At 71.9% G+C, this 13,391-nt stretch carries 11 protein-coding genes; 2 read left to right on the plus strand and 9 right to left on the minus strand.

The window, feature by feature from the left end; genetic code table 11:
• Positions 1-117: 117 nt before the first annotated feature.
• A complete protein-coding gene (locus AC067A_RS26060) occupies positions 118-1,323 on the plus strand; it encodes a hypothetical protein (protein WP_479244901.1) in 1,206 nt (401 codons plus the stop codon).
• Positions 1,324-1,415: 92 nt separating this feature from the next.
• Complete coding sequence (locus AC067A_RS26065) at positions 1,416-2,963, plus strand: alpha/beta fold hydrolase (protein WP_479244902.1); 1,548 nt, start codon at positions 1,416-1,418, stop codon at positions 2,961-2,963.
• 38 nt (positions 2,964-3,001) lie between these two features.
• Here AC067A_RS26065 and AC067A_RS26070 read toward each other — a convergent pair whose 3' ends face one another.
• From AC067A_RS26070 to AC067A_RS26110, 9 genes are all read right to left on the minus strand, one after another.
• The gene (locus tag AC067A_RS26070) at positions 3,002-3,859 is read right to left on the minus strand and encodes an amino acid ABC transporter permease (protein ID WP_479244903.1); all 858 of its coding nucleotides are present in this window, start codon (positions 3,857-3,859) and stop codon (positions 3,002-3,004) included.
• Positions 3,856-4,500: an amino acid ABC transporter permease gene (locus AC067A_RS26075; protein ID WP_479244904.1), complete on the minus strand. Its 645-nt coding sequence runs from the start codon at positions 4,498-4,500 to the stop codon at positions 3,856-3,858. The genes AC067A_RS26070 and AC067A_RS26075 overlap by 4 nt, the downstream gene beginning before the upstream one ends.
• A gap of 17 nt (positions 4,501-4,517) precedes the next feature.
• On the minus strand, positions 4,518-5,432 hold the full coding sequence (locus AC067A_RS26080; RefSeq protein WP_479244905.1) for a glutamate ABC transporter substrate-binding protein: 915 nt from the start codon (positions 5,430-5,432) through the stop codon (positions 4,518-4,520).
• A 14-nt stretch (positions 5,433-5,446) separates the two neighbouring features.
• On the minus strand, positions 5,447-6,193 hold the full coding sequence (locus AC067A_RS26085) for an amino acid ABC transporter ATP-binding protein (protein ID WP_479244906.1): 747 nt from the start codon (positions 6,191-6,193) through the stop codon (positions 5,447-5,449).
• A 136-nt stretch (positions 6,194-6,329) separates the two neighbouring features.
• Positions 6,330-6,773, minus strand: coding sequence for a DUF6278 family protein (locus tag AC067A_RS26090; RefSeq protein ID WP_479244907.1), 444 nt, complete (start codon positions 6,771-6,773; stop codon positions 6,330-6,332).
• Positions 6,774-6,853: 80 nt separating this feature from the next.
• Entirely contained in the window at positions 6,854-7,633 is a 780-nt protein-coding gene (locus AC067A_RS26095) for an exodeoxyribonuclease III (RefSeq protein WP_479244908.1), read from the minus strand.
• Positions 7,634-7,766: 133 nt separating this feature from the next.
• Entirely contained in the window at positions 7,767-8,399 is a 633-nt protein-coding gene (locus AC067A_RS26100; RefSeq protein ID WP_479244909.1) for an MBL fold metallo-hydrolase, read from the minus strand.
• Positions 8,400-8,408: 9 nt separating this feature from the next.
• Positions 8,409-9,668 carry a bifunctional 3-oxoadipate enol-lactonase/4-carboxymuconolactone decarboxylase PcaDC gene (gene pcaDC / locus AC067A_RS26105; protein WP_479244910.1) on the minus strand — a complete coding sequence of 420 codons (1,260 nt, stop codon included), beginning with the start codon at positions 9,666-9,668 and terminating at the stop codon, positions 8,409-8,411.
• A 117-nt stretch (positions 9,669-9,785) separates the two neighbouring features.
• On the minus strand, positions 9,786-13,388 hold the full coding sequence (locus AC067A_RS26110; protein WP_479244911.1) for a tetratricopeptide repeat protein: 3,603 nt from the start codon (positions 13,386-13,388) through the stop codon (positions 9,786-9,788).
• Between the last annotated feature and the right edge of the window lie 3 nt (positions 13,389-13,391).

A 13,391-nucleotide genomic window follows, 5' to 3' on the forward strand; every position in this document is an offset into this window, starting at 1 on the left:
TCATGACAGGTCAGAGGCCGTTTTCGTAGGACGGAACGCACAGTTCGAGAGCCTTGTCCGGCCCGTCCCCCGACTCCCAGAATCTCCGTCGTGCATCACACGGAGAACAGGGGGCACATGGGAGACACACGGAAGTACGACGAGGACGCGGTACTGCGGGCGCGGGTCCTGCTGCTCGGGTCGGAGCGGCTCGGCACGCGGGAGCTGCTCGATCCGTACCGGGTGCTCGCCGAGGTCAGTCCGCGGGCGTATCTGCCGAAGCTGGTGCGCGCGCTGGTCAGGCGTGGGTGGGAGGTCGGCGATCCACGGGTGCGGGTGGCCCTGCACGCCGAGGCGGCGGAGGCCGCGCGGCGGCTCGGCGCGGAGGCACAGGACCGGGAAGAACGCCTGCACGACGTCCTGGACAGCTACGCGCACTCGCTGTTCGCCGTCGGCCGGCGGGCCGAGGGGCGCGCGGTGTGCGAGGAACTGGCGGCGGGCGGGCGGTACCGCCGCCTCGCGAACGTGCTCGCCGAGGAGGGCCGCCACGCGGAGGCGGCCGAACTGTACGGGCGGCACATCGTGCCCGGTGACGAGGACGTGTCCGACTGGACCCTGATCGAGTGGGCGGCGGAACTCGACGCGGCCGGGCTGCGCGCGGAGGCGCTGGAGGTGTTCGGCCGCGTCGTGGACGCCGCCCGGGGCAAAGCGGCGGAGGACCGGGGACCGCTGGCCACGCCGGTGTGGCGGCTGAACCACTACGCGGGGATGCTGCGGGCCGCCGGTCGCCGGGCGGAGGAGGCCGCCTCGCGGCGCGAGGCGCTGGCCCTGCTCGCCCGTCTCGCGGCGGGCGGCGAGCCGGTGAGCTGGAGCAACATCCAGGCCTCGTGGGTCACCCTGTTCGTCCTGTCGGGGCGGGAGGCCGAACCGGCCGCCGCGCCCGACGCCCCGCTTCCGCCGTTCGGGGCCTGTCTCGCCCACGGCTGGTCGCCCGACACCCGGGAGGCCTATGTCGACTCGATCCCGGCCCTCGAAGCGCGGACGGCCGCCCTGCGCGAGTCCGGCGACCTCCCCGGACTCGCCGTCGCCCACCGCCGCCTGACCGTCCGCCGGGCGCTGCGCTGGGAGACCGCGGGCCGCAGGGCCGCGGAGTCGCTCCGTCCGTCCTTCGACGAGGGGGTGGGCCTCGCCCGCCGCCTCACCGCGGATCCGGGCGCCCTCGCCCGGGCCCTGACCGACCGGTCGATGTTCCTCGTCGCCGTCGGGCAGTACGGGGAGGCCCATGCGGACCTCCTGGAGGCGGAGGACCTCCTCACCCCGCCCCCAATCGTTACCCGCACGTAACTTACCGACTGGTTACCACGGGTAAGGCACTCCCGTTACCGTCGGGTCACTTTCACTGCCCCCCATCAGTGACCCCCAGTGAGGAGTGCCCCGTGCGCACATCCCTGGCCCTCGCCGTCTCGGCCGCTCTCGTGGCCGGGACGGCGCTCGGGCTCGCACCCGCCGCCCAGGCCGCCGACACCTCGATCCGCTTCGTCGACATCGCGGGGGACGGCGGCACCGTCCTCAAGGCGAACGTCGTCACGCCCGCGGGTGGTGACGGCTCCGCCCGCTACCCCGTGATCGTGCTGCCCACCAGCTGGGCGATGCCCCAGATCGAGTACCTCGCGCAGGCGCAGAAGCTCGCCGACTCCGGTTACGTCGTGGTGAGTTACAACTCGCGCGGGTTCTGGCAGTCCGGCGGGCAGATCGAGACCGCCGGTCCGAAGGACGTGGCCGACGCCTCCAAGGTGATCGACTGGGCCCTCGCGAACACACCCGCGGACCCGGCGCACATCGGCATGGCGGGAGTGTCGTACGGCGCCGGCATCAGTCTGCTCGCCGCCGCGCACGACCCGCGGATCAAGGCCGTCGCCGCGCTGAGCGGCTGGGCCGACCTCATCGAGTCCATCTACAGCGGGCGGACGCAGCACCTCCAGGCCGCCGCGCTCCTCGGGGGCGCCGGGTACCTCACCGGCCGACCGGGCCCCGAACTCCAGGAGGTGCTGGGAGACTTCCTCTCGTCGAACCTCGACAAGGAGGACGAGATGATCGCCTGGGGCCGCACCAGGTCCCCCGCGACCCACCTCGACCGGATCAACGCCAACGGCGCCGCGATCATGCTCGGCAACGCCTGGGGAGACACGATCTTCCCGCCCAACCAGTACGCGAGCTTCTACGAGAAGCTCACCGGCCCCAAGCGGCTGGAGTTCCGCCCCGGCGACCACGCCACCGCCGAGGCCACCGGCCTGTTCGGGCTCCCCAACGACACCTGGACCAGCGCCCACCGTTGGTTCGACCACTACCTCAAGGGCGCCGACAACGGCATCGACCGCGAGCAGCCGGTCCAGCTCAAGTCCCGCTCCACGGGCGGCTACGAGGGCTACGCCGACTGGAAGTCGGTCCACGCGAACCAGCACAAGTTCGCCCTCGGCGGCACGCAGCGGGTCTGGGCGAACGTCGACTCCGGCGCCAACGGCGGCATCACGCTGCTCACCAACGCCCTGGACCAGTTCCTCCGCACCCCGCCCGTCGTGTCCGTCCCGCTGCTCCCCCGCGCCTTCGCCGGCGTCTGGCAGTCCGAGTGGTACGACACCCCGCAGCGGGTGCGCGGCACGGTGAAGGTGCACACCACGGTGACCTCCACCGACGAGAGCGGCACCCTCGTGGCGTACCTCTACGACGTCGGTCCGCTCGGGATCGGCAAGCTCGTCGCCAACGCCCCGTACACCTTCCACGAGCGGACCCCGGGGCAGTCGTTCCCCGTCGACCTGGAGCTGTTCTCCACGGCGTACGACGTACCGGCCGGACACCGGCTCGCGCTGGTCGTCGACACCGTCGACCCGCTGTACATCGAGCACAACCCGACCGGCGCGCAGCTGACCTTCTCCTCCCCGCCGGCCGACCCGTCGTACGTGTCGGTCCCGCTGCGGAAGGAGTGATCACCGGCTGCTGCCGGGCGGGCAGGCCTTCACACCGGCTACTGCGCTCCCGGCAGCAGCGTTCCCGGTTCGGCCGGAGCGACGTCGACGGCCTTCGTCCTGGGATCGCGGCGCTCCCGGCGGGCCACCCAGGTGGCGAACCAGGAGAGCAGCATGCACATCCCGATGTAGATCGGCGAGATGACGAGCACGACGGGGATGAACGGCAGGTCGTAGTCCAGGTTGGACGCGATCAGCTTGCCCCCGTGCAGGAACTCCTCGTAGGTGATGAGGAAGCCGAGCGAGGTGTCCTTGAGGGCGACGACCAGCTGGCTGATGATCGCCGGCAGCATCGCCCGGACGGCCTGCGGCACCAGGACGTAGGTCATGACCTGCGTCTTGCGCATGCCGAGCGCGTATGCCGCCTCGCCCTGGCCGCGGGCGACGGCGTGGACGCCGGTGCGGAACACCTCGGCGAGCACCGAGCCGTTGTAGAGGGTCAGTCCGGCCACGAGGGCGGGCAGCGGCTGCACCTTGAGCGCCACGAAGATGAAGAAGATCATCACGAGGACCGGCATGGCCCGGAAGAACTCGACGACCAGGCCCGAGACCCAGCGCAGCGCCCGGTGTTCGGAGAGGCGGCCGGTGGCGAGGACCGCGCCCAGCGCGAGCGAGAGCACCGAGGCGTAGGCGAAGGCCTTGAGGGTGTTCCCGAGGCCCCTGAGCAGCAGTTCCTGGATGCCCTCGTAGGCGAAGGGCGCCCATTTGGTGGTGGTGAACTGTTCGGTGTCGAAGAGGAGGTAGAGGATCCAGCCGGCCAGCGTGAGGAGCACGACGGTGGACAGGAGGCCGTAGATCAGGTGGCGCCGCCGGGCCTGGGGCCCGGGGACGTCGTAGAGGGCGGTGGACTCGGTCATCGGGCGACTCCCCAGCGCTTCTCCATGACGTGGAACAGGGCGCTGATGGTGAGGGTGATGATCAGGTATCCGACGGCGATCCAGACGAACGTCCACACGATGTTGTAGCCGAGCTCGCTCAACGTCTTGTAGGTGCCGAGGAGTTCGGTGACGCTGAACGCGCCGGCGATCGCCGAGTTCTTGGCGAGGGCGATCAGGTTGGAGCCGATCGGCGGGATCACCGTGCGGAACGCCTGCGGGAGGACGACCGTGGACAGGGTCTGCGCGAAGTTCATGCCCAGACTGCGGGCCGCCTCGCCCTGTCCGCGCGGCACGGTGTTGATGCCCGAGCGCAGGGCCTCGCAGATGAACGCCGAGGTGTAGCAGCCGAGCGCGAGGACGGCGAACACCTCGAAGGGCAGCACGAGTCCGAAGCGGGGCAGGCCCAGCATGACGGCGAAGAAGAGCAGGGTCAGCGGGGTGTTGCGCAGGACGGTGACCCAGACCGTGCCGAAGACCCGGAAGGAGCCGACGGGCGCGACCCGGAAGGAGGCCATGACGAAGCCCAGGGCGAGGGCGAGCACCGAGGAGTAGACGGTGAGTTCGACGGTGCCGAGGAAACCCTCGCCGTAGAGCGAGAAGTTGTCTGTCAGTACGTCCATGTCAGCGGGGAACGTCCTCAGTTGGCCGGGTAGCGGTCGATGGCGGGCGGCGTCGGGGCGGGGACGCCGGAGAGGCCGAGAGTGGCGTCGTACGCCTTCTTCCAGTCGCCGTTCTTCTCGTGCGCGGCGATCGCGTCGTCCAGGGCGAAGCGCAGGGCGTCGTCCCCGTGCGGGACGCCGATGCCGTAGGGCTCCTCGGAGAACGGCTCGCCGACGACCTCGAGTTCGTCGGGGACCTTCGCCGCGTAGCCCATCAGGATCGTGTCGTCGGTGGTGACCGCGTCGACCTGGTAGGTCAGCAGGTTGTCGACGCAGACGGAGTACGTGTCGTAGGCGACGAGTTCGGCCTTCGGGTAGTTCTTGGCGATCCGCTGGTACGGGGTGGAGCCGGCGGCCGAGCAGACGCGCTTGCCGTCGAGGTCCTGCGGCCCGTCGATGTCGTCCTCGTCGGTGCGGACCAGGAGGGACTGGCCCGCCTGGTAGTAGGGGCCGGCGAAGCCGACGAGCTTCTTGCGGTTGTCGTTGATGGTGTACGTGCCGACGTAGTAGTCGATCTGGCCGTTCTGCAGGGCCGTTTCGCGGTTGGCCGAGGCGATCGTGCGGAAGTCGATGCCGGCCGGATCGAAGCCGAGGGAGGCGGCCGTCATCTTGGCGATCTCGATGTCGAAGCCGGAGTAGCGGCCGGTGGCCGGGTCCTTCTCCCCCATGTAGGGCTGGTCCTCCTTGGCGCCGACGACGAGCCTGCCGCGCTTCTTCGCCCGGTTCCAGGTGGCGGAGCCGGGCAGGGTGAAGGCCGACTGGACCTGGTAGTGAGGGAGTCGGTCGGGCTGCGGGCCCTTGACGGGCGGGCTGCCCTCCTTGCCGCAGCCGCCGAGCGCCGACACGGCGAGCAGCAGGGCGAGCGCGGCGAGGGTCCGGTGCGTACGCTGCATGGTTCCCACCCCGGTCAGTGCTTGAGGATCTTGGAGAGGAAGTCCTTGGCGCGCTCGCTGCGCGGAGCGGTGAAGAACTCCTCCGGAGTGCGGTCCTCGACGATCCTCCCGTCGGCCATGAAGACGACCCGGTTCGCGGCGGAGCGGGCGAAGCCCATCTCGTGGGTGACGACGACCATCGTCATGCCGTCCCGGGCCAGCTGCTGCATGACCTCCAGGACCTCGTTGATCATCTCGGGGTCGAGGGCCGAGGTCGGCTCGTCGAAGAGGAGGGCCTTGGGGTCCATGGCGAGGGCGCGGGCGATCGCCACCCGCTGCTGCTGGCCGCCGGAGAGCTGCGCGGGGTACTTGTCGGCGTGTGCGGAGAGTCCGACCCGGTCGAGGAGTTCGCGCGAACGCCGGTCGGCCTCCTCCTTCTTGCGCTTGCGGACCTTGATCTGCGCGAGGGAGACGTTCGCGAGCACGGTCTTGTGCGCGAAGAGGTTGAACGACTGGAAGACCATGCCGACCTCGGCGCGCAGCCGGGCGAGCGCCTTGCCCTCCTCGGGGAGGGGCTGCCCGTCGATGACGATCTCGCCCGACTCGACGCGCTCCAGCCGGTTCATCGCCCGGCAGAGGGTGGACTTGCCGGAACCCGACGGACCGATGACGACGACCACCTCCCCGCGCCCGACGGTGAGGTCGATGGACTGGAGGACGTGCAGCGTGCCGTAGTGCTTGTTGACGCCACGCAGTTCGATCAGCGGATCGACGACGGCCATGCGCTGCCCTGTCCCCTTCTCGGCGGTGTCGCGGTCAGCGCAAACTATTCACGAGAAAAAGGGACTTCACGCCCGACACGCATGAAACCGGAATTAGCAGTATTTACTGCGAGAGGGTGGCGGGCGGGGCCCGGAATCAGTACTCGGCGGCCTCGGCGTACACGTGGTAGAGCTCCGGCGAACCCGTCATCGCCCAGTCGAGACCGGCCTCGACGACCTGGATCTCCCGGCCGGAGACGAGCCGCACCACCGGGCCGCCGCCGGGCCACACCTGCCACCGCGCGTCCGGCACGTTGCGGACGATGACGGTGCCGAGGTAGAGCCCGGCGTCGTTCCCGATCCAGGGCAGCTCCTCCGCGTCGTTCCGCCAGCGCGGCGGCAGCTGGTCGAGCTCCTGGAGGGAGTGGGGGGTGTCGTCCAGGACCACGCCGGCCGCGCCGACCCTGGCACGCAGCAGCTCGCACTCGGAGAGCAGCTCGGCCACTCCCTCCGGGTCGCGGTCGAAGGCCGCGGCCAGGGGAGCGTCGACCGGCTCGGGCTCATGCCGCTTGCGCCAGTTGTCCAGAAACGGGATGTTCATCCGAACAGCCTTGCACCGTCACCCGCCGGTCGACCACCCGGCGCGCGGAAACGATCTCCGCGGCCGGGACGGACCACCGGTCAGACGTCGAGGTCCACGACGACGGGCGCGTGGTCCGAGGCGCCCTTGCCCTTGCGCTCCTCGCGGTCCACGTAGCCGTCCGAGACGGCCTCGGCGAAGGGCTTGTTGCCGTAGACCAGATCGATCCGCATGCCCTTGTTCTTCGGGAAGCAGAGCGCGCGGTAGTCCCAGTACGTGAACGGGTGGTCGTACTTGAGCGGGCGCGGCACCACGTCCGTCAGGCCGGTCTCGCGCAGCCCGGCGAGCGCCGCCCGCTCCGGCTCCGTCACGTGCGTGGCGCCCTCGAAGACCGCCCGGTCCCACACGTCGTCGTCCGTCGGGGCGATGTTGTAGTCGCCGAGGACCGCGAAGGGCCGCTCCCCCGCCGCGTCCTCCGCGACGGCCGCCTTCAGGGCCTCCAGCCAGCGCAGCTTGTACGCGTAGTGCGCGTGGTCCACCTCGCGGCCGTTCGGCACGTACACCGACCAGAGGCGGACCGGGCCGCACGTCGCCGAGATCGCGCGCGGCTCCTCCACCGCGTCGTACTCCGGACCGCCGGGCAGCCCCGTGACCACGTCGGCGAGGCCGACCCGGGAGACCAGGGCCACGCCGTTCCACCGGCCGGTGGCGTTGACCGCCGACTCGTACCCCAGGGCACGGAGCTCCTCGACGGGGAACTGCTCGGCCGTGCACTTGGTCTCCTGGATGCACAGCACATCCGTGCCGCTGCTCTCCAGCCATGCCAGGAGCCGGGGCAGCCGGGCGGTGATCGAATTGACGTTCCAGGTGGCGATGCGCATGCCCGCAAGCCTACTGGCGGGGTGTGACAGTCGTCCGGCACGGCGGCGCCGGGTCTCGGCGCGGGTGCGGCCACGGGGCGTCGGCCGCGGACGGGTCCCGCTCCCCCAGGTGGTCTCCGCCGCCCGGCTCCGGTCAGACCTCGGCGGACGCCCCCGAGGCGAGGCGGGAGTGGTCGGTGCCGCCGAGGGCGCCGATCTGGCGGTCGTAGATGGGCCGGGCCAGGTCGGTGAGCAGTGCGTCGTGGATGTCGTACGCCCGGCGCGGCTTGACCTCCCTGACGTAGTCGATGACCTCGGAGATCTTGTTCCAGGGGGCCATGACGGGCAGCAGCAGCGTGTCGACGGGGTGGTCGGGCACGGTGAGCGCGTCGCCGGGGTGGAAGACGGAGCCGTCCACGAGGAACCCCACGTTGGTGATGCGCGGGATGTCCGGGTGGATCACCGCGTGCAGCTCGCCGTGGACCTGGACGTCGAAACCGGCCGCCGTGAACGTGTCGCCGTGGCCCACGGTGTGCACGCGCCCGGGGAAGGCCGCCGAGAGCTGCTCCGCGACGCTCCGCAGCGTCCAGATCTCGGCGGCCCCGTTCGCCTCCAGCGCGGCGCGCAGCCGGCCCTCGTCGAAGTGGTCGGGGTGCTCGTGGGTGACGAACAGGGCGTCGGCCCCGCGGACCGCGTCCTCCTCGGTGAACATGCCGGGGTCCAGGACGAGCGTCCGCCCGTCCTTCTCCAGCCGAACGCACGCGTGGGACTTCTTCGTCAGCTTCACGCCGTCAGGTTACGCCGGAGGCGTCGTCTCCTCCTCGATGACGCGGGCGACCACCCGCAGGCCGGTCTCGGCGGCCGGCAGCCCGCAGTACACGCCCGCGTGCAGGACGACCTCGCGGATCTCCTCCGGCGACAGGCCGTTGCGCAGGGCGGCCCGCGTGTGGTCGGCGAGCGCCTCCCGGTGGCCCCCGGCCACCAGCGCGGTCAACGTCACCACGCTGCGCGTCCGCCGGTCCAGGCCCTCCCGGCCCCACACCTCGCCCCAGGCGTAGCGGGTGACCAGCTCCTGGAACGCGCCGTCCGGGTCGTCGGCCAGCGCCTGGTCCACACGGGCGTCGCCCAGGATCTCGCGCCGCAGCCCGAGGCCCTTCTCGTACGGGTCGGGCCGCCCCGCCCCGGCGGGCCCGGCCACCGGCACGGCCACCACGGGCTCGGCCGCGGGAGCCGGGCCCGCGGGCATCGGCGGCACCGTCAGCGTCCCACTGGTCTCCTGTGCCGTCCCGGCGAAGTGCTCGGTCAGCAGGTCCGTCACGGCCGCCGGCTGCTCCACCGGCGCCAGGTGCGAAGCGCCCGGCACCACCGCGAGGCGCGCGTCGGGTATCCCCGCGACCAGCGTCCGCGCCTCCGCGGGACCGGTGACCTGGTCCTCGGAGCCCACCAGCACCAGGGCCGGCACGCCGATCCGCCCGAGCGCCTCCCGTACGTCGAACACCGCCAGCGCCTCGCACGCCGCGATGTAACAGGCCGGGTCCGTCGTACGCACCATCTGCACCGCCCAGTCGACGATCGCCGGCTGCGCCCCCGCGAACACCGGGGTGAACCATTGCTCCGGTGCCGCCCTCGCCATCGGCTCCAGCCCGTTCGTCCGGACGATCACGCCCCGCTGCCGGAACTCGTCCGCGCTCCCGAACCTCGGCGACGTCGCCACCAGCGCCAGCGACGCCACCCGGTGCGGCGCCCTCAGCGCCAGGTCGAGCCCCACGGCCCCGCCCAGCGAACAGCCCGCGTACCCGAACCGCTGCACCCCGATCCCGTCGAGCGTCGCCAGCAGCCGGTCCCCCAGCTCCGCCACCGAACTGAACGGCCGCGCCGGCGCGCCCCCGTGCCCCGGCAGGTCGAAGCGCACCACCCTCCACTCCCGCGCCAACTCCGGCACCTGCCGGTCCCACATATGCCACGTCGTCCCCAACGATGGCCCGATGACCAGAACCGGCGCGTCCTCCCGCCCGTCGACGCGGTATTGCAGGGTGTCCGTCGATGTCTCACTCACCCGCAAGACCCTCTCATCTCGGGGCGGGGGAGTGCGCGGGCGGGGGCGGAGCAGGCCGGACCGTTCCGGTGGACATAGGATGAAAAGTTCGGGAAAGGGGCGGGGGAAGGCCGTGCTCTAGCCGAGGGAATCAGGGTTCCCCTCGCTTTCCACAGGCACTCCCCGCGCGAGAGCACCCGCCCCCGCCGCCTGCCTCACCTGCTCGTAGGAGTACGCGAGCTCTTCGGCGGCGCTACGCGTTTCGGGATGCGCCGACCCGAAAAGCCGCTCGGAGTCGGCGTACACGCGCTCCTGCAGAGCGACGGCCTCGTTCAGCCGACCCGCCGACTTGTAGGAAACGGCAAGGTTGATGCAGGCCGTCATGGTTTCGGGATGGTCCGGACCCAGGATCCGCTCGCGGTCGGCGAGAACCGGCTCTTCCATGGCGATGGCCTCTTCCAGGCGATCCGCCGTGAAGTAGATGTAACCGAGGTCGGCACGGGCGGAGATCGTGTCGCGATGCTCCCCACCCAGGATCCGCTCACGGTCGGCCAGAACCTGCTTCGCCAAGGGGATCGCCTCGTCGATCCGTCCCGCCTGCGCGAAGGAGCCGGCGAGGTCGGCACGGGCGGTGAGGGTGTCCGGGTGCTCCGGCCCCAAGATCCGCTCGGAGTCGGTCAACACGCTCTCTTGCAGGGCGAACGCCTCATCCGTCCGACCCACCGCCTCGTAGGAGAAAGCGAGGTCGGCGCGGGCGAGGAGGGTGTCGGGGTGTTCTTCGCCCAAGACGCGCTCGCGGTCGGCGAGAACCTGCTCCTCCACGGCAATGGCCTCGCCGATCCGCCCCACCCGCCTGAAATCGAGCGCGAGGACGGCACGGGCAGTGATCGTGTCGGGATGCTCAGGCCCCAGAGCCAGCTGGGAGTCGACAAGCACCCGCTCCCGTAGAGCGATGGCCTCCTCGAGCCGCCCCGCCTTTCCGTAGGAGAAGGCGAGGGCGATCCGGGCATGGCGAGTGTCGGCGTGCGCCGGACCGAGAACCCGCTCGGAGTCGACGAGAACCTGCTCCTGCAGACCGATGGCCTCCTCGACCCGGCCCGCCTGCTCGTAGGAGTCCGCGAGCGCGGCACGGGCGTCGAAGGTGTGCCGGTTCTCCGGCCCCAGCACCCGCTCCCGGTTGACGAGAACCTGCTCCGCCAGAGCGATGGCCTCGTCGATCCGCCCTGCCTGCCTCAACGAGCGGGCAAGATCGGCGCCGGCGGCCAGCGTGTTGAAGTGGTCCGGGCCCAACACCCGCTCGCGGGCGGCGAGTACCTCCTCGTGCAGGGCAATGGCCTCATCGGTCCGCTCCACCTGCCAGAAGGTGGAGGCGAGGTCGGAACGCGCGGTGAGGGTCTCGGGATGTTCCGGCCCCAGGACCAGCTCGCAGTCGACGAGCACCCGCTCCTGGAGGGCGATGGCCTCATCGGTCCGGTCCGCGTCCATGAAGGAGAGGGCTAGGTCCGCCCGGGCCGTGAGCGTGTCGGGATGCCTCGGGCCCATGACCCTCTCGAAGTCGACGAGCACCCGCTCCTGCAGGGCTATGGCCTCATCGACACGGTCCACCTGCCAGAACGTGAAGGCGAGGTCCGAGCGGGCGCTGAGCGTCAGAGGATGCTCCGGTCCCAGAACCCTGCCGAAGTCGACGACCGACCGCTCCAACAGGTCGATGGCCTCGTGGGTCCTCCCCACCCGCCGCAAGGAGAGGGCGAGGTCCGCCCGGGCTGCGAGCGTGTCGGGGTGGTCCGGACCCAAGGCCCGCTCGCGGTCGACGAGCGCCTGTTCCTCCCGGACGACGGACTCGTCGGTCGGCTCCTGGCCAGGGGCGGTGCCGCCACCCTGAGTGTCCGGCAACCGCGTCTCGGACCTGTCACCGCCCGGAACGGAAGACGAGCCGGAGCCGGCCGGCCGAACCTCCGCTTCACGCGGTTCTCCCTGAGCGGCCGCTGCCGCTCGCTGGAGTGGCGCGGCCTCCGCCGCATCTGCGGCCGGGGAGTGGGCGGCACCACGGCGCGGTTCCAGCGACTCCGCTTCCGGCGCGGCCGTGGGCCGGAGGCCGAGTCGTGCCAGGAGTTGTGTCCGGAGCCAGCCGAAGGAGTGCGCCGTGCCTTCGACGAGCGTGGTGCCGTCGGGATGGCCGACCCAGGCGGGGAAGACGGCGGCGCGGCCGACGGCGGATTCGATGCGGCGGGTGAGGGCGTCGGCGGTGCGGAGGAGTTCGCGTGGGGGGACGGCTGTGAGGAGGACGCGGCGGGCGTCGGCGGCGAAGTCGAAGCGGCGGAGGTGCGGGAGGCGGCGGGGCTCGGTGGGGTCGAGTTCGTGCATGAGGCCGCCGAGGAAGACCTCGGTGAGGTGGCCGGGGTCGGTGGGAGGGCCGACGGCGGCTTGGACGAGGCGCATGACGGGGGGTGTGACGGGGGCGACGGCGGCCATGTGGGCGGCGAGGCGGTAGGCCTCGGTGGAGGCGGCCGCCTTGAAGCGGAGGACGGCGTCGGCGCCGGTGACACGGGGGTGGGGGCCGGTGTCCTGGGTCCGGGGGTCGGGGGCGCGGTCGGCGTCCTTGGCCCGGGCGCCGGGGGCGGCGGACACGGGTTCGGAGGTCCTGGCCGGGGCCGTGGGGCCGGTGGGCGGGGCGGCGGGGGCCCAGAGGGGGAGGAGGGTGGTGGTGCCGGGGGCGGCGATGAGGTGGGCCCAGTCGGCGATGGCGGTGGGGGTGGGTTCGAGGACGGGGACGGGGACGGAGTCGAAGCGGACGAGTTCGGGCGGGAGGGTGGGGTCGGTGACGTGCCAGGCGCGGGTGGGACCGCCGCGGCCGGGGGTGGTGACCTGCCAGGGGCGGGCGTCGATGCCGGAGCTCGACCAGAGGCGCGGCGGGAGGGCGTGGACGATCGCGGTGGGGCCGGATCGGGCCCACCGCTCCATGACGCGGAGCATCCCGCCGTCCCGCCAGGCGGGGCCGACGCCGTCGCTGACGACGAGGACGAGGGTGTTGCCCGTGGGGTCGCAGAGGGTCTTGGGGGACTCGGGGCGGGTGCCGTGGCCGTAGGGGCTGCTGCGCAGGGTCGGCGTGGCGGTGCGGGTGTCGAGTCCGTACACGCGGACGTCGCGGAACGAGCCGGCGCGTTCCATGAGGGCGCGGAGGTCGGAGGCCAGACGCTGCCACAGGAGCATGGAGATGCCGTCGTCGACGACGAGGCCGAGGGTGAGCCAGCGGCTGCGGAGGGGCCGGGTGACGGTCTCGGGTACGCCCGTCTCTGCCATGGCGCTGACGGTGCCGGGGATGTCGAGGGAGCGGCGGCGCGGGTCGGGGAAGCGCTGTCTGAGGGGGCGGAGGGATTTCTCCAGCCGGAGGCGGCCGGGACCGAGGGAGTGGTGGTCGGGTACGCCGACGGGATGGGCCGGGTACGAGCCCGCGGCTTCGTCGCCGCTGCCGCGGCGCCCGTGCGGGGCGGCGAGGAGCGGGTGTTCCGGGCGGGCCGCCCGGCGGGGTTCGGTGGGTGGCGAGTCGGGCTGCGGCGCCTCGGGGCCCTCGGGCCGGTGGGGCGGGGGCGCGTCGGGGTGGGACGACGGGTCGAGGGCGGCCTGGATGAGGGGGCCGGTGGGGTGGGGCAGCCGCCCCGCGAGCCAGAGGGCGTCGAGGAGTTCCTCGTGGGAGAGGTCGAGGCCGCTGGCGGCGAGGAGGTCGGTGACGTGGGAGATCACGGG

Source organism: Streptomyces sp. NPDC043176 (genome assembly GCF_056436715.1).